Below are 18,044 nucleotides of genomic sequence, written 5' to 3' on the forward strand. Positions count from 1 at the left end.
CACGATGCGCGCCTGCCGACGTTGCCTGCTGATCTGGACGCTCGCGCTGGCGGGACTGGCCTTGATCGCACTCGGGTCCTGGCCCGAGCTGGCGGCCGCCAGCGTGAACCGCGTGCAGGCCTGGAGCCGGGAGGAGCTGGCGATGCTGGCGTCGCTGCGGCTGAGCCAGTTGCCGCCCGCGCCGGCCGACCCGTCCAATCGTTTCGAGAACCTGCCCGCCGCGGCTGCCCTGGGCGAGCGGCTGTTCTCCGACGTGCGCCTGAGCCGCAATGGCGCCGTCTCCTGCGCGAGCTGCCACGACCCGGCCCGGCAGTTCCAGGACGACCGCGCCACCAGCATCGGCGTCGGGGCCGGCTCGCGCCGGGCCATGCCCCTCGCCGGGGCCGGCCACAGCCCCTGGCTGTTCTGGGACGGGCGCAAGGACAGCCTCTGGTCGCAAGCCCTCGGGCCCCTGGAAGACGCGGCCGAACATGGCGGCAATCGCCTGCGCTATGCGCGGCTGCTGCAGACCCATTACCGCCAGCCCTACGAAGCGCTGTTCGGCCCGTTGCCGTCGCTGGACGGCCTGCCGCAGGATGCGGGCCCGCTGGGCAGTGAGGCCGAGCGCGCGGCCTGGCAGGCGCTGACCCCGCCACAGCGCGACGCCGTCACGCGGGTCTTTGCCAACCTGGGCAAGGCGCTGGCGGCCTACGAGAAGCGCCTGCAGCACGAGCCGACGCGGCTGGACCGCTACCTCGACGGTGTTGCCGGTGGCCAGCCGTCCAACGAGGCGCTGAACGAGCGTGAGATCCACGGCCTGCGCCTCTTCATCGGCAAGGCCCAGTGCATCAGCTGCCACAACGGTCCGCTGTTGACCGATCAGCACTTCCACAACACCGGTGTCCCGTCGCACGACGGCGTGGCGGAGCGCGGGCGTGCGGCAGTCCTGGCCACGTTGCGCCAGGACGAGTTCAACTGCCTCGGCCCCTACAGCGACGCGGGTCCGGGCCAATGCCAGGAGCTGCGCTTCCTGGTGAAGCAGGACCCGACGCTGGAAGGCGCCTTCAAGACGCCCGGCCTGCGCGGCGTGGCTGACCGGCCGCCCTATATGCACGCCGGCCAGATCGCCACCTTGGAGGCGGTGGTGCAGCACTATGTCGCGGCGCCGCACGCCGCCGTGGGCAGCTCGGAGCTGAACCACCGGCACACGGGGCAAGGGCTGCAGGGCGAGGCCCGCCAGCCCATCGAGCTGTCGCCCGACGAGCGGCAGGACCTGGTGGCCTTCCTGCGCACGCTGTCACCGGCTCACTGAGCCGTCATGCCCCCGTCCACCGCCAGCGACTGCCCGGTCAGATAGCGGGCCTTGTCGCTGGCCAGGAAGACGATGGTCTGGGCGATCTCGTCGACGGTACCGAAGCGCTGCGTCGGGTTGCCGGCGCGCAGGCCGGCCTTGGCGTCTTCGCTGCGTCCGACGAAGCGGTCCAGCATGTCGGTCTGGATGGGGCCTGGCGCCACGGCATTGACGCGCACGCCAGCCGCGGCACCTTCGAGGGCTGCACTCTTGGTGAGTCCTTCGACGGCATGCTTGCTGGCCACATAGACCGAGGCGCCGGCAAAGCCGATCTGGCCGGCCACCGACGACAGGTTGACGATGGCGCCGCTGCCCTGGGCCAGCATGGCGCGCATCTCGTGCTTCAGCGAGAACAGCACGCCGCGCACATTGGTGTCGAAGATGGCGTCGTAGTTCTCTCCGCTCTGCTCGGCGATGGGGCCGTTGTGGCCTTCGGTGCCGGCATTGTTGACGGCCACGTCGAGGCGACCGTAGCGCTCGACGGTCTGTTCGACCAGCGAGCGTACTTCGGCTTCCTCGCGCACGTCGGCGCGTATGAAGGCGGCGCTCTTCGCACCCTGGGCTTGCAGTTCGGTGGCCAGGGCCTGGCCTTCGGCCTCGCGGCGGCCGCTGACGACGACGACTGAGCCCTCCTTGGCGAAGGCGAGGGCGGTGGCGCGGCCGATGCCGGTGAGGGCGCCGGTGATGAGGACGATGGGGGAGGTCATGAGCAAGGCTCCAAACAGTGGTTGAGTGAACTCACTGTGATTGCTGCCTCCTCGATGCAGAAGACGGCCCGCCTGCCTAAGATTTATTCCAGTCAAGACTGAAGCGAGCAGGCATGGCAGACCGATTGCAGTCAATGCAGACCCTGGTGCGGGTCGTCGAGCTGGGCAGCTTCTCGGCCGCGGCGCGCGAGCTGGGCAGCACCCAGAGCGCCGTCAGCAAGCAGGTGGCAGCGCTGGAGAAGGCCCTGGGCGCCCAGCTGCTGGCGCGCAGCACGCGGGCGCTGAAGCTGACCGAGGCGGGCGAGCGCTATGTGGAGCAGGCGCGGCGGCTGGTGGCCGAGATCGCCGAGGCCGAGAGCGAATTGCGCGCGGGCGAGCACCGGCTGCAGGGCTGGTTGCGCGTCGCGGCCTCAGGCAGCTTCGGGCGGCTGAAGCTGATGCCGTTGGTGCAGAGCTTCATGGCTGCCCACCCGGGCGTGAAGATCGACTTGCGGCTGAACGACGGCTTCATCGATCTCGTCGAACAGGGCATCGACGTGGCGGTGCGCATCGGCGAACAGCCCGACTCCAGCCTGATCGCCCGCCGCATCGGCACCGTGCGCCGGGCCGTCGTGGCGCGGCGCGGCTACTTCCAGCAGCTCGGTGTCGAAGCGCCGCGCGACCCGGCGGCCCTGCAACAGCACAACTGCATCGTCTACAGCGAACTGCGCAGCGGGCCGACCTGGACCTTCGAGGCCGGGCCTGGGGCCGACGCCCCGCTGGGCAGCCTGGTCAGCGTGCGAGTGGGCGGTGACCTGCGCACCAACAGCGGCGAGGCCGTGCGCGAGGCGGTGCTCGCGGGCATGGGGCTGGCCTACTCGCCGCACTGGCTGGTGCATAAGGAACTGGCCAGCGGCGAGATCGAACTGGCCATGCCGCACTGGCAGGGCCAGGCCTTGCCCATGCAGCTGGTCAGCCCGCCGCAGCGGCGGTTGTCGGGCAAGGTCAGGGCCTTTGGCGACCACCTGGCCGCCGGCCTGGTCGAGGGTTGAAGCCGTTCAGATCGGCCGCAGGAAGAGGCCGACCGTCAGCGCCACGCCCAGGGCGACGATGGCGATGCGCAAGGCCTTCTCGTTGACGTGATGCAGGGCCCAGGCGCCGGCCAGGCCGCCGACGATGGCGCTGGCGCCGAGCACGACGGCCTGCAGCCAGTGCACCTCGGGCGACAGCACGAACAGGGCCACGGCCGAGGCGTTCATGACGCCGGCCAGCACATTCTTGGTCGCGCCGGCATTGCGGGTCGGCATGCCCGCCACCGTCAGCGCGGCCAGCATCAGGAAGCCGATGCCGCCACCGAAGTAGCCGCCGTAGATGGCGATGAGGAATTGCATGACCGCCGTCACGCGGGCGCTCAGGTGGTGGTCCTCCGCCACCGGCTTGCGCAGAAAGCTGCCCCAGGCGAATACGCTGGTGGCGAACAGCACCAGCCAAGGCACGAGGCGGGCGAACACCGAGGACGGCGTGTTGAGCAGCAGCCAGGCACCGACGGCGCCGCCGAGCAGGCTGATGAGACCCAAGGCACGGAAGGACAGCGTGGGCGTGCCGACGACGAGGCGGCGACCGGCCCAGCCCGAGCTGAGCTGGCCCGGGAACAGGGCCACGGTCGACGTGATGTTGGCCGCCAGCGGCGACATGCCCGACAGGATCAGGGCCGGCAGGGTGACGAAGGAGCCGCCACCGGCAAGGGAGTTCTGAAGACCAGCCCAGAGGCCGGCGAGCACGAGGAGTCCGAGGAGCATGGGGGAGAGGGCAAAGCGGCCGCGCCTTGGCGGCGGCCGCCGCCACCTCGGCAAGCGCCCAGGCTTACAGCATAGGTGCGGCCGGTGCGGCCAGGATTTCTCTCAGGCAAAGACGCGTGGCCGGACTCAGAAGCTGGTCCATTCCTCGTCGCCACCGCTTGCCGTCGCGGTGGCCGGCGCGGCCTTGGGCGCGAGTACGGGCGGCGGTGGCAGCGCCTTGGCCTTGGGCGCTGGCCGAGCCGCGCTGGGGGCCGGGCGCGGCTTGGCGGCCGACACCGGTGCCGGCGACGCCCCGCCGTTGAGGCGGAACACCGACACGATCTCCACCATCTGCAGGGCCTGCTGGCGCAGGCTCTCCGCCGCAGCGGCGGACTCTTCCACCAGGGCGGCGTTCTGCTGGGTCACCTGGTCCATCTGCGAGACGGCCTGCTCGACCTGGCCGACACCATCGGCCTGCTCGACGCTGGCCGTGCTGATCTCGCCGACGATGTCCGTCACGCGCTGGATGGCCTGCACCAGGGACTGCATGGACTGGCCGGCGGTGTCGACCTGCTGGCTGCCGCGCTCGACCTGCTCGACGCTGCTGGAGATCAGGCTCTTGATCTCCTTGGCCGCATCGGCGCTGCGCTGGGCCAGCGTGCGCACTTCGCCGGCCACGACCGCGAAGCCGCGGCCCTGTTCACCCGCGCGGGCCGCTTCGACGGCGGCATTCAGCGCCAGGATATTGGTCTGGAAGGCGATGCCATCGATGGTGCCGATGATGTCGGCGATGCGCCGGCTGGATTCGCTGATGCCGCGCATGGTGTCGACGACATCACCCACGGCGCCGCCGCCCTGGCGGGCCGCGTCGCTGGCATTGCGGGCGAGCTGGTCGGCCTGGCGGGCGTTGTCGGCGTTGCTGCGCACGGTGCTGGCCAGTTCCGACATGGTGGCGGCGGTTTCCTGCAGGGCCGAGGCCTGTTCCTCGGTGCGCTGGCTGAGGTCGGCGTTGCCCTGGGCGATCTCGCTGCTGGCCGTGGAGACCGATTCCGCGTTGGCACGCACGCGCGACACGGTCTGCGTGAGGCCGTTCTGCATGCGGTCCAGGGCGCGCATGAGCTGGGCGGCCTCGTCGGCGCCCTGGGCATTGACGGCCTGGCGCAGGTCGCCATCGGCCACCGCGTCGGCCACCTCGACGGCGCGGCGCAGCGGCAGCGTGATGGAGCGGATCAGCAGGCGCGAGATCAGCAGCGCCATGACGATGGCCAGCGCGAGCGCGACGAAGACGACGGTGCGCGCCATGACATAGGCCGCCTCCGCATCGGCGCTGGCCCGCTCTGCGCCCTTGGTGTTCATGTCGACCAGCTTGTCCAGCACGTCGGACGCGCTGTCGAAGAACTTCTGCGACTCGCCGTCGAGGATGGCGAGGGCCTTGTCGTTCTCGTTCTTGCGCGAATGGGCGTAGAGCTTGTCGTGCGCGGCCATATAGGCCTTCCAGTCGGCCGTGAAGCTGTCGTAGAGGCGCTTCTCCTCGGGAGAGCTGATCAGCTTTTCGTAGGCGGCGCGGTTCTTTCCCAGCTCGGCCAGCACGGTCGCCATCGCCTTGTCCTTGACTGCCATCGCGGCGTCCTCGGTGGCGAGCACGTGGGCGGTCTCGGCAATGCGGAAGTCCGAGGTGTTGGTGTTGATCTGGTTCACCAGCGACACGCTGGGCAGCCAGTTGCTCGTGATGTCGAGCGTGGCACTGCGCATGCGCATCATCTGCAGCATCGCCATCACCGTGACCAGGATCAGCAGGGCGAGCATCACGCCCATCGCCGCGGCCAGCCGCGGCCCGATCTTCCATTGCATGGGATTCATGACAGCCACTCCTTGGAGAAGCGTCGTGCCCCTGGCACGGGGCATGGCGTTGGGGCAGTCTGCCCCTCAGGCTGGGCGCTGTCTACGGCGCGCAAGGCCTGACGCCCTGTCCGACAGCTTGCCGTTAGCTGCCGGTTGCCTAACGTTCAAATCGTACGTACCCAGGCCAGCAGCTTGTTGTTGGCCGGCATGTCGATGCGTTCGCGCAGCTTCAGGCCGGCTCGGGCCGCCTCGGCCTCGACATCGGCCAGCCGGCGCAGGCCCCAGCTCGGGTTGCGCCCGCGCAGGTCGGCGTCGAAGGCGAGGTTGCTCGGCGCTGTCGGCTCGCCGTCGATGACATAGGGGCCGTAGGTGATGAGCAGCCCCTGCGGTGCGAGATGACGCGCGGTGCCCCGCATCAATCCCGCCGTGCAGGCCCAGGGCGCGATGTGGATCATGTTGGCACAGTAGATCGCATCGACCTGGGCCGGGACGCCGGGCCAGGCCGCATCGAGCACATCCAGCGTGATGGGCGGGTGCACCCGCGCGAGCCCCTCGCACCAGGCAGCGATGGAGGGCAGGGCGGCGGTGTCGAAGTCGCTGGGTTGCCATTGCCAGCCCGGCAGGCCTTCGCTGCAGCAGGCGGCGTGCTGGCCCGTGCCGCTGGCGATCTCCAGCATCACGCCGCTGGCGGGCAGCAGGCGCTGCAGGGCCGCGAGGATGGGCGGGCCGTTGCGTTCGGCGGCGGGGCTGTGGCGGCGTTCGTTCATGGGGCGTGGATTGTCCAGTCCTGCCAGGCGCGGAAAGAATCACTTGCGGCGTGTGCGGTTTCTCGGCGGCCCGCGGCTGGGCACAGTGGTGCCGTTGGTTTCAAGGAGCCCCACATGACCCTCAAGCTGTACCGCCACGTGATCTCGGGCCACGCCCACCGCGTCGAACTCGCGCTGTCCCTGCTGGGCCTGCCGCACGAGCTGGTGGACGTGGACCTCGCGTCGCGCGCTCACAAGACGCCCGAGTTCATCGCGCGCCACCCCTTCGGCCAGCTGCCGCTGCTGGAAGACGACGGTCATTTCGTCTGGGACAGCACGGCCATCCTCGTCTACCTGGCCAGCAAATACGACCCCACGGGCCGCTGGCTGCCGCAGGACCCCGTCGGCCGGGCGGCCGTGCAGGCCTGGCTGTCGGTGGCGTCCAGCCTGATCGCCTACGGCCCCGCCGCGGCTCGCGCCATCCAGCTGTTCCGCCCCGCCGCCGATGCGAGCGAGGCGATGGCGCGCGCCCACGGCCTGTTCCAGGTGATGGAGGGCGAGCTGGCGCGCCGTCCTTTCCTGGTGGGCGACCAGCCGACGCTGGCCGACGTGGCCGGCTACAGCTACATCGCCAATGCGCCCGAGGGCAATGTGGACCTCTCGCCCTACCCGGCGCTGCGCGCCTGGCTGGCGCGCGTGGAGGCGCTGCCGGGCTTCGTGCCGTTTCCCGCCAGCCCCGTCGGCCTGCGGGCCGTGGCCTGAGATTCATCATCATGGACACCGCCCCTTTCCACGCCGGCGAAGTCGCCGTGCAAGCCCGTCTCGGCGTGGCGGAGCGCATGGACGAGATCGGCCGCAAGGTCGTGCGTGACCACATGCCCGAGCAGCACCAGCGCTTCTACGAGCAGTTGCCGCTGATGCTGGCTGGCAGCGTGGATCCGTCGGGCCGGCCCTGGGCCACCGTGCTGGTGGGCCGGCCGGGCTTCGTGCAGGCGCCGGACGCCGGGCACCTGACCTTCGATGCCCGGCCCATCCCGGGCGACCCCGCGGCTGCCGGCATGACGCCGGGCGCGCCGCTGGGCCTGCTCGGCATCGAGCTGCACACGCGGCGGCGCAACCGCGTCAACGGCCGGCTGGAGACGGTGCTGCCGGAGGGCTTGCGGCTGCAGGTGACGCAGACGGTGGGCAACTGCCCGCAATACATCCAGGGGCGCGAGTTCGAATGGGTTCGTGATGCGGCGGACACGCGGCCGCGCGCCATCGAGCGCATCGACCGCCTGGACGGCGACGCGGCCTGGCTGATCGCTGCCGCCGACACCTTGTTCGTCGCCACGCATGCAGGAGCGGCGGGCGCGGATGTGTCGCATCGCGGCGGCCCGGCGGGCTTCGTCCTGCAGGAGGAAGCGGGCACGCTGCTGGTGCCCGACTACTCCGGCAATCGCATGTTCATGACCCTGGGCAATCTGCAGCTCGATGGCCGCGCCGGCCTGCTCTTCATCGACTTCGAGCGGGGCGACCTGCTGACGCTGACCGGCCGCGCCGAGATCGTCTGGGAGGGTCCGGCACTGGACGGCCTCGCCAATGCCGAGCGCGCCTGGCGATTCCAACTCGACGAGGGATGGTGGTTGCGTGACGCGCTGCCCTTGCGTTGGCGCTTTCGCGATTGGGCGCCGCAGAACCGCTAGCGCAGCGCGGGATTGGCGCGCAGCGCTTCCACCGCCAGGTCGACAAAGCTACGCACCTTCTGCGTTGCGTGCCGGCCCTCATGGTGCACGACGTGCACGGGCACAGGCGGCAGTTCGAAGTCTTCCAGCAGCGGCAGCAAGGCGCCACTCGTCAGGGCATCGGCGACCTGGTAGCTGATGAGGCGTGCGATGCCCAGGCCTGCCAGCGCGAAGGAGCGGGTCGCGTCGTTGGTGGTCGTACGCAGGCGCGGCCGGATGCGCTGCACCAGTGGCTTGCCGCCTTCGGCAAAGCGCCACTCGGGGTAGGGCGCGACCTGGGTGGGCTGAATGAGCACATGCCCGCTCAGCTCCTCGGGACGCTGTGGGCGGCCATGCGCGGCGAGATAGTCGGGCGAGGCGACCAGCATGCGCCGCACCTGGCCGACACGCGCGGCGCGCAGCGAGGAATCCGGCAGCTCGCCGATGCGCACGGCCACGTCCAGGCCTTCGTCGACGAGGTTGACGACGCGGTCGACAAACACGCATTGCGCATCGACGTCGGGGTAGCGGCGCAGATACTCGGTGACGATGGGCGTCACGTGCAGATTGCCGAACAACACCGGCGCCGTGACGCTCAGCAGGCCCTTGAGCTGGCTGCGGCTGCCACTGGTGGCGGCCTCGGAGTCGCTGACGTCGGCCAGGATGCGCCGGCAGTCCTCGGCATAGCGGGCGCCGGCCTCGGTCACGCGCACGCTGCGGGTCGTGCGCGTCAGCAGGCTCAGGCCCAGGCGCGCTTCCAGCTCGGCCACGGCACGCGTGACGACAGGGGCCGACAGGTCCAGCTTGCGCGCCGCGCTCGCGAAGCCGCCGCTGTCGACGACGGCGACGAAGACTTCCATGGCTTGCAGGCGATCCATGCCGCCGGACTATGCCGCACGAATTGGAGTATTCGGGCCGAGCGACGGGCCGCTCCCTAGCCGGCCCGGTTGGCGATGTGCTTGCGGCTCGACGCCGCAAGCATCGCCGTCCCCTCGGGGGACCGACCGGAATCGCTCGCGTTCAGCGATGCGAGGGTGGGCGAGGGGCTTAGGCTAAGCCAGTCTTCCTGCCTGGAAGTCGCGTACCGCTTGCACCAGCTCGGCCTCAGTGTTCATCACGAAGGGGCCGTACTGTGCGATGGGCTCGCCCAGGGGCTTGCCGGCAATCAGCAGGGCCCTGGTGGCCGAGTCGCCGGCCTGCAGGCGCACGCCGTCGCTGCCCGGCGTATTGGCCAGGATGGCCATCCGGCCCGACAGCACCTGGCAGCCGGTCTGGAACTTCAGGGCGCCTTCGTAGACGTAGACGAAGGCGTTGAAGTCGCTGGGCAGCAACTGCTCGAACCCGGTGCCCGGCGCGAAGTGCAGGTCCAGATACAGCGGCTCGGTGCTGTCGCGCTGCACGGCGCCAGCGACGCCATGGCTGGCGCCGGCGATGACACGGGCCTTCACGCCGTCACGTTCGAATTCGGGCACCTCGGCGCTCGTGATGTCGCGATACCAGGGCGCGCGCATCTTGTCCTTGGCGGGCAGGTTGAGCCAGAGCTGGAAGCCGGCCATGCGGCCCGCGTTCTGCTCGGGCGTCTCGCTGTGGATGACGCCGCGGCCGGCCGTCATCCACTGCACGCCGCCATCGCTGATCAGGCCTTCATGCCCGGCCGAGTCGCGATGGCGCATGCGGCCGTTGAGCATGTAGGTGATGGTCTCGAAGCCGCGGTGCGGATGGTCGGGGAAGCCGGCGATGTAGTCGTCGGGGTTGTCCGTGCCGAAGGCGTCCAGCATCAGGAAGGGGTCGAGCCGGCGCTGCAGGTTCTGCGTCAGCACGCGGTTCAACTTGACGCCCGCACCGTCGCTGGTCGGCTGACCGGCGACAAGGCGTTCGACCTCGCGCGGTTGGGTGAGTTGGGACGTCGCGACGGTGCTCATGGCTTTTCCTTCAGGCTGCGAGAAGTTCGGAAATCTGGCTGCGGGCAGAGGCCAGGCCCTGTTCGGCCGCGAAGGCCATGCCCTCGGCGTAGACGAACTCGACGTCGGTCATGCCGAGGAAGGCCAGCACGGTGCGCAGATAGGGCGTCATCTGGTCGCTCGGCTGGTCGCGGTGGATGCCGCCGCGGCTGGTGACGATGTAGACCTTCTTGCCGGTCAGCAGGCCGACGGGGCCCTTCTCGGTGTACTTGAAGGTGACGCCGGCGCGGGCCACGGCATCGATCCAGTTCTTGAACTGGGCGGTGACGTTGAAGTTGTACATGGGCACGCCGATGACGACGGTGTCGGCGGCCTGCAGTTCGGCGATCAGGGCATCGTCCTGGGCGACGCGGGCGGCCTGCTCGGGCGTGCGCTTGTCGGCCGGCGTGAACAGGGCGCCCAGCGCGGTCTCGTCGAGCACGGGTTGGGGCGTCAGCGTCAGGTCACGGATGGTGGTGGTGGCGGCCGGGTTGGCGGCGCGCAGGCCGGCGGTCAGTTCGGTGGCCAGGCGGGTGGACACCGAACCTTCGGTATCGGTGGCACGGCGGGCGCTGGCGTTGATTTGCAGGATGTTCATACGGGCTCCTGGAAGGGAAGGGGTTGCGATGGAATGAACTCTAGAGTTCCATCTGCAGCACCAGAAGTCGCCGAATTGCATAAGATTGTTCCATCAATGGATCAATAGACCCGCCATGGAACCCGACGCCGACGATTTGCTGCTGTTTGCCCGAGTGATGGAGGCCGGCAGCTTCAGCCGCGCCGCCGAGCGGGTGCACTGGCCCAAGAGCACGGTGTCGCGGCGCATCGCGGCGCTGGAGACGCGGCTGGGCGAGAAGCTGCTTCAGCGCAGCACGCGCAAGCTGTCGCTGACGGACTTCGGCGCCGGCGTGCTGGAGCATGCGCGCGTGGTCGCGGCCGAGGTGGATGGGGCGCTGGCTTTGGCCCTGCATCGCCAGCAGAAGCCCAGCGGGCGGCTGCGCGTCAGCATGCCCGCAGACTTTGCCGAGCAGGTGGCGGCCGGCATGCTAGCCCAGTTCGCGCTGGACTACCCCGAGGTGCAACTGGAGCTGGATCTCACGCCGCGCCGCGTGGACATCGTCGGCGAGGGCTTTGACCTCGCCATCCGCATGGGACTGATGGACGAGGACAGCCAGCTCACCGCCCGCAAGTTGGCGACCACCTATTGGGGCCTGTATGCCTCACCCGAATATCTGGAGCGCGTGGGCGAGCCGCTGCTGCCGCAGGCGCTGGACGCCATGCACGGCCTGATGCTGCTGAGCCGCACCGGCGACCCGGTGCCGTGGCGGCTGCAGTGCGAGGGTGCCGAACCCTATCTCGCCCGGCCGGCTCAGCGCACGCTGGCCAACTCGCCCAACCTGCTGGCGCGCCTGGCGCTCAGCGGCGTGGGCATCGCCGGCGTGGACCGGCTGCTGGTGCGCCATTCCGTCGAGCTGGGCCGGCTGCAGCGCCTGCTGCCCGAGTGGAGCCTGCCCGGCTCGAGCTGCTGGGCCGTGTTCCCGGAGCGGCGGCTGATGCCGCTGCGCACCCGGGTGTTCCTGGAGGCGATGTCAGCCTTGCTGGATGGCTGCCCGGCGCCGGGCCCTTGAGCCGGCCGTCGAGACGACGGCGAGGCCGGCGACCAGCAGCATCACGGTGGCGGGTTCAGGCACTGCCACGGCGAACACGGCCGTGGCGAGCTGCTGGTGGCCCAGCGTGGTCGGGTGGATGCTGTCCCAGAACAGCGAGGTCGCCGGATTGCAGCCGGCGCTGGCCCAGCCGCAGGCGTGGGTGACGTCGCTGAAGCCCTGGCCCGACGTGACCGCATTGGTCATGAATTGGTAGAGGTCGAAGGTCTGCACGTTGCTGCCGGCCAGCGCACCGGTCAGCGCGGCGTCCATCGACCACGAGAGCTGGCCGGCCAGGGCTTCGACGTGGTACTCGTGCGCCATCGGGGTCAGTCCGAAATTGGGCGTGTTGACGACCAGAATGTGCTGGGCGCCGGCCAGCTTCAGGTCACCGACGATGCCCACCATGTCGGTGGCATAGGCGCTTGCCATGGTGGGGATCAGGACGTTGGGGTCGGTGCCGGGGCCCATGGATTCCAGCGCGACGCGGATGTTGTTGCCACCGCCGGACACGATGTAGAGGGCGTTCGGGTCGGCCACACCGTGGGTGGCGCCGAGGTACATGCCCAGCTGGGTCTTCATGCTGAAGGGGAAGCCGGGCAGCTGCGGGATCTCGTTGCCGTCGATGCCGGTCTGGGCCCCACCGAAAGCGAAGTTGGTGCCGCCGGCCAGCGAAGGCTTCAGGTCCAGGCCAAGCGACAGGGCCAGGTATTGCGTCCACACCATGCCGTTGGTGTAGGTGCCCGCGTCGTAGGGTTGGCGCGAGTAGACGCCGTTGCCGGTGATGGCCTGGGCCGTGACGGTGCCGACGACGGCAGCGTTGTTGCCGCTGTCGGACAGGCTGTCGCCGAAGACGACGAGCCCGGAGTAGGGGCCGGTGGCCGAGGCCGCAAGGGCGACCGCACAAAGACCAATGCCCGCGATGGCGCGGGCGAGCAGACGGATGGACATGGAGACTCCCTGATTTCGGCCGCAGGACTTCTAACGGCTCGTCAACAGCATCCCTGTCCCCCGGCTCAGCGTCAACCCGGGGAGGCCCGAGACTGATGTCAGTCTGTGTCGCCCTTGAAGGCGACTTCGACGGCCGCTTCACGTGCTTTGCGGATGGGTGCGAAGCGCCATTGCTTGACGGCCTCCACCGCGGCGGTGCCGAGGCGGGAGTGGCTGGCCTTGATGACCGAGGCCTGCTGGACCAAGCCGTCGGGGCCGACGGTGAACTGCACCTGGGCGAAGCCGCTGCGGAAATTGTTCTGCGCCAGCTGGCGCGGAATGGAAGGTTCGACCTTGGCCAGCAGCTTCAGCGGCTCTTCGGCTTCTTCCTCGGCCGGCTTGGGCGGCGGCTCGGCGGCGCGGGCCGCGGCGGCCATGGGCGCCGCAGGCGCGGGCGTCGGCGCGGCGGAGGCGAGCACCACGGGGGCGCGCTCCAGTTCGGGCTCGGGCTCAGGGGCGGCCTGGGGCGCCGCGGCGACTGCCGTGGGCGTCTCGGCGGCGGCCGTCGTCGTCGGGGCGGGCGCGGCACTGGGCGCCGCAGCCGGTGCGGGCTTGGGCGCGGCGGCCACCGGCGCAGGTGCAGGCGCGGCCTTGCGAGCGACCGGCGCCGGGGCGGGCGCCGGCGCAGCGGCCGGCTTGTCGCGGGTGGCGCCCTTGTCGGCGTTGAGCTTGATCCAGTGGAAGACGGCGTCGGCGGCCTTTTGCGCACGCTCGAGCTCGGGCTTCGGGGCTTCTTGGGCGCCGGCCGCCTGGGCCAGCATCAGCAGGGCACCCGCGATGGCGGGCAGGGCGAGCGCCAGGGAAGGGCGCGGTCCGAGTGTCATGACAGCTCCACAAAGACGGGTCGGCTCATGGTCCGAGCGGCGGACTCTAGACAGGCTTGAGCAAGCCGTCAGCGGGGTTTGTCCCTCACGCGACGCAGGGGAGGGCCATTTCCGGCAAAGCGTCACGCTTGGGCCAGCAGCGAGCGGCAGCGCTTCTCGTGCTGCTGGATCTCGGCCAGCGTGACCTCGATGTCGTGGCGCTGCTGCTCGAGCTGCTCGCGGTGCTGCGCCAGGATGGTGAGGAAGGCACGCAGCTGGGGCGCGGCACTGGCCTGGCTGTCGTACATGTCGACGAGCTGCTTGATCTCCTGCAGGGCCAGGCCCAGGCGCTTGCCGCGCAGCGTCAGCTTCAGCCGCGTGCGGTCGCGTGGGGTGTAGACGCGGTTGCGTCCCTTGCGGCCGGGTTCCAGCAGGCCCATGTCCTCGTAGAAGCGGATGGCGCGCGGCGTGATGTCGAACTCGGCGGCGAGCTCGGTGATCGTGAAGGTCGGCTGCGCGGCTTCGGTCGCGACGGAGACAGACTTGCGGGAGGGCATGGCTACACTCGATTGACGTAAACGTCAGTCTAAGTCGGCCATGGGCAATCCACGCGAATCCGAACTCCACTATCCCCTGGGCGAAACCCTGCCCGGACCGGGCGAAGCCCTGGACTTGGCGCCGGGTGTGCGCTGGGTGCGCATGGGCCTGCCCTTCGCGCTGGACCACATCAATCTGTGGCTGCTGCGCGACCGCATCGACGGCTGCGAGGGCTGGACCATCGTCGACTGCGGCATCGCCAGCGACGACACCAAGGCCAACTGGGACAAGGTGTTTGCCGCTCATCTGGACGGTTTGCCGGTGCTGCGCGTCATCGCCACCCACTTCCATCCCGACCACCTCGGCCTGGCCCACTGGCTGACCGAGAAGTGGGCCTGCCGGCTGTGGATGAGCGCGACCGACTTCAACCTCGCGCGCCTGGCCAGCAGCTCGACCGTGGGCATGGGCGGCGCGTCGGCGGCGGCCTTCTTCGGCAGCCACGGCCTGACCGATCCCGACTCGCTGGACAAGATCCGCGCGCGCGCCGACTACTACCCCAAGATGGTGCCGGTCGTGCCGGCCAGCTACCGCCGCCTGATGGACGGCAGCGTCGTCGACATCGGCGGGCGCAGCTGGCGCTGCATCGCCGGCTATGGCCATGCGCCCGAGCACATCAGCCTGTTCTGCGAGCAAGCGAAGCTGCTGATCAGCGGCGACATGGTGCTGCCGCGCATCTCGACCAATGTCTCCGTCGTCGACGTCGAGCCCGAGGCCGACCCGCTGACCCTCTACCTGGATTCGCTGTCCCGCTATCTGGACCTGCCGGCCGACACCCTGGTGCTGCCTTCGCACGGCAAGCCCTTCACCGGCCTGCATGCCCGCATCGACCAGCTGCGCGAGCACCACGACGAGCGCCTGGCCGAGGTCATGGCCGCCTGCCGCGCTGAGCCCACCCATGCGGCCGGCCTGCTGCCCGTGCTGTTCAAGCGCAAGCTCGACCTGCACCAGACCACCTTCGCCATGGGCGAGGCGATCGCGCATCTGCATGCGCTGTGGCTTCAGGGCCAGCTGAAGCGCGAACTGGGTGCCGATGGCGTCTACCGCTTCCTGCCCGGCTGAGCGGCTTTCGCGTTGAACCAGAGCCGGCTGTCCGCCAGCGGCGTGTCCGGCGGCAGCATCGGGTTGTCGAGCTTCAGCAACCGCCGCTCGCCGAGGCGGGCCTGGCGGATGGCGTCGCCGTGATAACGCCAGAAGTGGGCGTCGAAGCTGCCGTCGCGCAGCATGCGCTTCAGGCCGGTCTCGATGCGCTCGGCGAGAAGCGGATTGCTGCGCGCGACGAAAAAGTAATAGGGCTGCGGGTAGTGGATCAGCAGTGAGTCCTCGACGGCCAGTTCGGGCAGTTCGGCCTGGCGCTGGGCCAGCTCGCCGAAGATCTCGTTGACGCCGCGCGGGAAGAGGTCGAAGCGGCCGTTGACCAGCATGCGGAACAGGGCCTCGTAGCTGCCGGAGTGCACCCGGAAGCCGAGCTGGCGATACATCTGGGTCTCGGGCCAGTTCGGGCCCTGGCCCAGGGTGTAGGTGCGCAACTCGTCCAGCGTGCGGATGCGGCGCAACTCGGCCTGGCGGTCGCGGTGGATCAGGGCGATGCGATGGCCGATCAGGCCCTTGCGCACCGGAATGCGTATTGGCAGCAGGCGCTGTTCCCGCTCGACCGTGGCCGATGCCCACACGACGTTGGGCAGTCGGCCCTGCTCCATGTCCAGCAGCTGGCGGTCCTCGCTGGACGCCGTCTGCGCCTGGGCCAGTTCGAAGGGACCGTGGCTGGTCTCGGTACGCTGCAGGGCGCTGCGCAGCAGCACCACGAGATCCTCGGAGCGGTGGTCCTGACCGGATTCGGGGGCCGGGTAGACCACCTGCAGCGGCGGGGCCGCGCGCACGATGGCGGGCGAGCCCAGCAGTGGCATCTGCAAGAGGAGCCGCCGCTTCACCATGGCGGGCGGATGAGTTGCGGGTGCGGTCGGCCTGGGTGCACGGAACGGGGGCGCTTTTGCCGGCGATTGTGCATCCGGCCCCGCCTCATTCCGGTGCAAAGAGAAACGCCGCCGACGAGGTGACTCGTGCGGCGGCGGTCTTGCTTGGCTCGGTACCTTCTCTCCCTCCGGCTGGGCCGGCTCCGGGGTACCTGTGATGACAGCGTCGGAACGGAGTGTTGCGCTTTGTGAAGTCAGCTGGGGGACAGCGGCCCGGTAGTATTCACATGCAAACCATTGCAGCAAGATTTCCTGGCTTGCCAGTCGGTATTCGTATTCGGGCCGAGCGCCGGGCCTGCCATGGACGAGGGGCCTACTGAACGACGATGGATTCCTCGCGCAGCGCGTCGCGGGATCGTTCGAAATCAGGGAGTACCGAGCGCACGGTGTCCCAGAAGGCCGGGCTGTGGTTCATCTCGCGCAGATGGGCCAGTTCGTGGGCGACGACGTAGTCGATGATGGCCGGCGCGAAATGGATCAAGCGCCAGTTCAGGCGGATGGAGCCGTCGGCGCTGGCGCTGCCCCAGCGGGTCTGGGCCGCAGACAGGCGCAGCGTCTTCATCGACACCCCCAGCATCTGGGCGAAGTGCTGGCAGCGCGGCAGGAAGTCCTCCTTGGCGCGGGCCTGCAGCCAGGACTGGGCCAGGTCGCGAATCTGTTCGGCCGAGGCGCCGTGGGGCAGGGGCAGGCGCAGCTCGCGCGCGGCCGCGTCCCAGATGACTTCCCGCTCGGCGGGTGCGATCACCAGGCTCAGCACCTCGCCGAGATAGGGCAGGCGGCCGCCGTCGAGCCATTCGATGCGCGAGGCCTGGATGCGCTGCTGGCGCTCGCGCTGCTCGACCAGCTTGCGCAGGATCCATTCGCCCTTGTGGTGCAGGGCGCGTTCGATCTCGTTGATGGGCACCCAGCGCGGCGCGCTGACGCGCAGGCCCTGCGGTCCGACGACGAAGCCGATGCTGCGCCGACGCGCGCGCTTGAGTTCGTAGCCGATGCGGTGCTGGCCCAGCAGCAGCTCACGCCGCGAGCGTGGCGCACCGGGCTCGGCTGGGGTGATCTCCGGCTCCACGTCGAACAGCGACAGCTGGCTGTCCTGCAGGAGTGGGGCCGGGCGCTTCGGCGGCATGGTGTTCAGTGCTGGTTGGCGGTGCCGGCGACGCCGGCGGGCGGAGGGTTGCGGTAAGCCTCCGGGTCCAGGCGGCGCATTTCGCTTTCGATCCAGTCCTTGACCTCGACCATCAGTTCGGCGGGCTCGCGACCTGCGGGGCTGATCTGGCGGCCGATCGAGATGTCGACGATACCCGGACGCAGCAGAAAGCTCTTGCGCGGCCAGCAGCGCGCCGCGGTCGCGGCGATGGGCACGACGGGCAGGCCGGCCTCGATGGCCAGGCGGGTGCCGCCGGTCTTGTACTCGCCGACCTGGCCGCGAGCGATGCGCGTGCCCTCGGGGAACATGATGACCCAGTTGCCCTGGCCACCCAGGCGCTTGCCCTGGGCCAGCACCTTGTTCCAGGCCTCGGTGCGGCGGCTGCGATCGATGTGGATCATGTCCATGCGCGCCATCGCCCAGCCGAAGAAGGGCACGTAGAGCAGCTCACGCTTGAAGACATAGGCCAGCGGATGGCTGAGCAGGGCCGGGTAGGCAAAGGTCTCCCAGGTGCTCTGGTGCTTGGACAGCAGCACGACGCCGGCGCGGCGATCCGAGGCCGGCGGCAGGTTTTCCATGCCCTGGATGCGCCAGCGGATGCCGCAGATGAAGCGAGCGCTCCAGATGGCGACCTTGAGCCAGCCGGCGCAGGCCCAGTAGACCGGGTCGCCGCGGCGGAAGATGGACAGCACGAGCACGCCCAGCGCCCAGGGAATGACCGTCGCGATGAGGACGAGGACGAAGATCAGCGAGCGGATGGCGCTCAATACCGTTGCCATTAGGACTTCCAAACGAAGAGGTGCGTGTCGGCGGAGCCAGCGTGCATAGCCCAGCAGATGCCGCAGAGCCGGCTTTGCCGGGCTGCTGGC

Annotated in this window: 19 protein-coding genes; 6 read left to right on the plus strand and 13 right to left on the minus strand. The window is 69.6% G+C overall.

What is annotated here, in order from left to right; all coding sequences use genetic code 11:
- Positions 1-4 precede the first annotated feature (4 nt).
- A complete protein-coding gene (locus AC3WOE_RS21265; protein WP_492693298.1) occupies positions 5-1,291 on the plus strand; it encodes a cytochrome-c peroxidase in 1,287 nt (428 codons plus the stop codon).
- Here the strand turns inward: AC3WOE_RS21265 and AC3WOE_RS21270 are convergent.
- Complete coding sequence (locus AC3WOE_RS21270) at positions 1,285-2,037, minus strand: glucose 1-dehydrogenase (RefSeq protein WP_492693299.1); 753 nt, start codon at positions 2,035-2,037, stop codon at positions 1,285-1,287. The genes AC3WOE_RS21265 and AC3WOE_RS21270 overlap by 7 nt on opposite strands.
- Positions 2,038-2,150: 113 nt before the next feature.
- On the opposite strand from AC3WOE_RS21270, the gene AC3WOE_RS21275 reads away from it, so the two are divergent.
- Positions 2,151-3,068: a LysR family transcriptional regulator gene (locus AC3WOE_RS21275; RefSeq protein ID WP_492693301.1), complete on the plus strand. Its 918-nt coding sequence runs from the start codon at positions 2,151-2,153 to the stop codon at positions 3,066-3,068.
- Between the two features lie 6 nt (positions 3,069-3,074).
- Here AC3WOE_RS21275 and AC3WOE_RS21280 read toward each other — a convergent pair whose 3' ends face one another.
- The 3 genes from AC3WOE_RS21280 to AC3WOE_RS21290 all read right to left on the minus strand — a co-directional run bounded on the left by AC3WOE_RS21280 (position 3,075) and on the right by AC3WOE_RS21290 (position 6,403).
- On the minus strand, positions 3,075-3,815 hold the full coding sequence (locus tag AC3WOE_RS21280; protein WP_492693303.1) for a sulfite exporter TauE/SafE family protein: 741 nt from the start codon (positions 3,813-3,815) through the stop codon (positions 3,075-3,077).
- Between the two features lie 126 nt (positions 3,816-3,941).
- Positions 3,942-5,654: a methyl-accepting chemotaxis protein gene (locus AC3WOE_RS21285; protein ID WP_492693305.1), complete on the minus strand. Its 1,713-nt coding sequence runs from the start codon at positions 5,652-5,654 to the stop codon at positions 3,942-3,944.
- A 146-nt stretch (positions 5,655-5,800) separates the two neighbouring features.
- On the minus strand, positions 5,801-6,403 hold the full coding sequence (locus AC3WOE_RS21290; RefSeq protein WP_492693306.1) for a DUF938 domain-containing protein: 603 nt from the start codon (positions 6,401-6,403) through the stop codon (positions 5,801-5,803).
- Between the two features lie 114 nt (positions 6,404-6,517).
- Here AC3WOE_RS21290 and AC3WOE_RS21295 point away from each other — a divergent pair, with 114 nt between their 5' ends.
- Positions 6,518-7,144, plus strand: coding sequence for a glutathione S-transferase family protein (locus tag AC3WOE_RS21295; RefSeq protein WP_492693307.1), 627 nt, complete (start codon positions 6,518-6,520; stop codon positions 7,142-7,144).
- A gap of 11 nt (positions 7,145-7,155) precedes the next feature.
- Positions 7,156-8,067 carry a pyridoxamine 5'-phosphate oxidase family protein gene (locus AC3WOE_RS21300; protein ID WP_492693308.1) on the plus strand — a complete coding sequence of 304 codons (912 nt, stop codon included), beginning with the start codon at positions 7,156-7,158 and terminating at the stop codon, positions 8,065-8,067.
- On the opposite strand, the gene AC3WOE_RS21305 is transcribed toward AC3WOE_RS21300, so the two are convergent.
- The 3 genes from AC3WOE_RS21305 to AC3WOE_RS21315 all read right to left on the minus strand — a co-directional run bounded on the left by AC3WOE_RS21305 (position 8,064) and on the right by AC3WOE_RS21315 (position 10,623).
- Positions 8,064-8,963, minus strand: coding sequence for a LysR family transcriptional regulator (locus AC3WOE_RS21305; protein WP_492693310.1), 900 nt, complete (start codon positions 8,961-8,963; stop codon positions 8,064-8,066). The genes AC3WOE_RS21300 and AC3WOE_RS21305 overlap by 4 nt on opposite strands.
- Positions 8,964-9,137: 174 nt before the next feature.
- Positions 9,138-10,007 carry a pirin family protein gene (locus tag AC3WOE_RS21310; protein WP_492693311.1) on the minus strand — a complete coding sequence of 290 codons (870 nt, stop codon included), beginning with the start codon at positions 10,005-10,007 and terminating at the stop codon, positions 9,138-9,140.
- Between the two features lie 10 nt (positions 10,008-10,017).
- The gene (locus AC3WOE_RS21315) at positions 10,018-10,623 is read right to left on the minus strand and encodes an FMN-dependent NADH-azoreductase (protein ID WP_492693313.1); all 606 of its coding nucleotides are present in this window, start codon (positions 10,621-10,623) and stop codon (positions 10,018-10,020) included.
- Positions 10,624-10,738: 115 nt separating this feature from the next.
- Here AC3WOE_RS21315 and AC3WOE_RS21320 point away from each other — a divergent pair, with 115 nt between their 5' ends.
- The gene (locus AC3WOE_RS21320; RefSeq protein WP_492693314.1) at positions 10,739-11,653 is read left to right on the plus strand and encodes a LysR family transcriptional regulator; all 915 of its coding nucleotides are present in this window, start codon (positions 10,739-10,741) and stop codon (positions 11,651-11,653) included.
- On the opposite strand, the gene AC3WOE_RS21325 is transcribed toward AC3WOE_RS21320, so the two are convergent.
- The 3 genes from AC3WOE_RS21325 to AC3WOE_RS21335 form a co-directional block, all read right to left on the minus strand.
- Positions 11,615-12,622, minus strand: coding sequence for an SGNH/GDSL hydrolase family protein (locus AC3WOE_RS21325; protein ID WP_492693316.1), 1,008 nt, complete (start codon positions 12,620-12,622; stop codon positions 11,615-11,617). The genes AC3WOE_RS21320 and AC3WOE_RS21325 overlap by 39 nt on opposite strands.
- A 98-nt stretch (positions 12,623-12,720) precedes the next feature.
- Positions 12,721-13,485: an energy transducer TonB gene (locus AC3WOE_RS21330; RefSeq protein WP_492693317.1), complete on the minus strand. Its 765-nt coding sequence runs from the start codon at positions 13,483-13,485 to the stop codon at positions 12,721-12,723.
- 122 nt (positions 13,486-13,607) lie between these two features.
- The gene (locus AC3WOE_RS21335) at positions 13,608-14,021 is read right to left on the minus strand and encodes a MerR family transcriptional regulator (protein ID WP_492693318.1); all 414 of its coding nucleotides are present in this window, start codon (positions 14,019-14,021) and stop codon (positions 13,608-13,610) included.
- Positions 14,022-14,061: 40 nt separating this feature from the next.
- On the opposite strand from AC3WOE_RS21335, the gene AC3WOE_RS21340 reads away from it, so the two are divergent.
- Positions 14,062-15,120 (plus strand): MBL fold metallo-hydrolase, encoded by a 1,059-nt coding sequence (locus AC3WOE_RS21340; protein ID WP_492693319.1) that lies wholly within the window; start codon positions 14,062-14,064, stop codon positions 15,118-15,120.
- Here AC3WOE_RS21340 and AC3WOE_RS21345 read toward each other — a convergent pair.
- The 3 genes from AC3WOE_RS21345 to AC3WOE_RS21355 all read right to left on the minus strand — a co-directional run bounded on the left by AC3WOE_RS21345 (position 15,099) and on the right by AC3WOE_RS21355 (position 17,954).
- Complete coding sequence (locus AC3WOE_RS21345) at positions 15,099-15,971, minus strand: amino acid ABC transporter substrate-binding protein (protein WP_492693321.1); 873 nt, start codon at positions 15,969-15,971, stop codon at positions 15,099-15,101. The genes AC3WOE_RS21340 and AC3WOE_RS21345 overlap by 22 nt on opposite strands.
- Positions 15,972-16,344: 373 nt before the next feature.
- Positions 16,345-17,154 carry a M48 family metallopeptidase gene (locus AC3WOE_RS21350; protein ID WP_492693323.1) on the minus strand — a complete coding sequence of 270 codons (810 nt, stop codon included), beginning with the start codon at positions 17,152-17,154 and terminating at the stop codon, positions 16,345-16,347.
- A 5-nt stretch (positions 17,155-17,159) separates the two neighbouring features.
- On the minus strand, positions 17,160-17,954 hold the full coding sequence (locus AC3WOE_RS21355; protein ID WP_492693324.1) for a lysophospholipid acyltransferase family protein: 795 nt from the start codon (positions 17,952-17,954) through the stop codon (positions 17,160-17,162).
- Between the last annotated feature and the right edge of the window lie 90 nt (positions 17,955-18,044).

The sequence above is a fragment of the Roseateles sp. FW305-36 genome (assembly GCF_058787015.1).

Bases quoted from the DNA above. Each gene is read 5' to 3' on its own strand.
- AC3WOE_RS21300 (WP_492693308.1), top strand. From the start codon at position 7,156: ATGGACACCGCCCCTTTCCACGCCGGCGAAGTCGCCGTGCAAGCCCGT.
- AC3WOE_RS21285 (WP_492693305.1), bottom strand. From the start codon at position 5,654: ATGAATCCCATGCAATGGAAGATCGGGCCGCGGCTGGCCGCGGCGATG.
- AC3WOE_RS21275 (WP_492693301.1), top strand. From the start codon at position 2,151: ATGGCAGACCGATTGCAGTCAATGCAGACCCTGGTGCGGGTCGTCGAG.
- AC3WOE_RS21335 (WP_492693318.1), bottom strand. From the start codon at position 14,021: ATGCCCTCCCGCAAGTCTGTCTCCGTCGCGACCGAAGCCGCGCAGCCG.
- AC3WOE_RS21320 (WP_492693314.1), top strand. From the start codon at position 10,739: ATGGAACCCGACGCCGACGATTTGCTGCTGTTTGCCCGAGTGATGGAG.
- AC3WOE_RS21350 (WP_492693323.1), bottom strand. From the start codon at position 17,154: ATGCCGCCGAAGCGCCCGGCCCCACTCCTGCAGGACAGCCAGCTGTCG.
- AC3WOE_RS21270 (WP_492693299.1), bottom strand. From the start codon at position 2,037: ATGACCTCCCCCATCGTCCTCATCACCGGCGCCCTCACCGGCATCGGC.
- AC3WOE_RS21310 (WP_492693311.1), bottom strand. From the start codon at position 10,007: ATGAGCACCGTCGCGACGTCCCAACTCACCCAACCGCGCGAGGTCGAA.
- AC3WOE_RS21295 (WP_492693307.1), top strand. From the start codon at position 6,518: ATGACCCTCAAGCTGTACCGCCACGTGATCTCGGGCCACGCCCACCGC.
- AC3WOE_RS21265 (WP_492693298.1), top strand. From the start codon at position 5: ATGCGCGCCTGCCGACGTTGCCTGCTGATCTGGACGCTCGCGCTGGCG.
- AC3WOE_RS21330 (WP_492693317.1), bottom strand. From the start codon at position 13,485: ATGACACTCGGACCGCGCCCTTCCCTGGCGCTCGCCCTGCCCGCCATC.
- AC3WOE_RS21315 (WP_492693313.1), bottom strand. From the start codon at position 10,623: ATGAACATCCTGCAAATCAACGCCAGCGCCCGCCGTGCCACCGATACC.
- AC3WOE_RS21280 (WP_492693303.1), bottom strand. From the start codon at position 3,815: ATGCTCCTCGGACTCCTCGTGCTCGCCGGCCTCTGGGCTGGTCTTCAG.
- AC3WOE_RS21340 (WP_492693319.1), top strand. From the start codon at position 14,062: ATGGGCAATCCACGCGAATCCGAACTCCACTATCCCCTGGGCGAAACC.
- AC3WOE_RS21355 (WP_492693324.1), bottom strand. From the start codon at position 17,954: ATGGCAACGGTATTGAGCGCCATCCGCTCGCTGATCTTCGTCCTCGTC.
- AC3WOE_RS21290 (WP_492693306.1), bottom strand. From the start codon at position 6,403: ATGAACGAACGCCGCCACAGCCCCGCCGCCGAACGCAACGGCCCGCCC.
- AC3WOE_RS21325 (WP_492693316.1), bottom strand. From the start codon at position 12,622: ATGTCCATCCGTCTGCTCGCCCGCGCCATCGCGGGCATTGGTCTTTGT.
- AC3WOE_RS21305 (WP_492693310.1), bottom strand. From the start codon at position 8,963: ATGGATCGCCTGCAAGCCATGGAAGTCTTCGTCGCCGTCGTCGACAGC.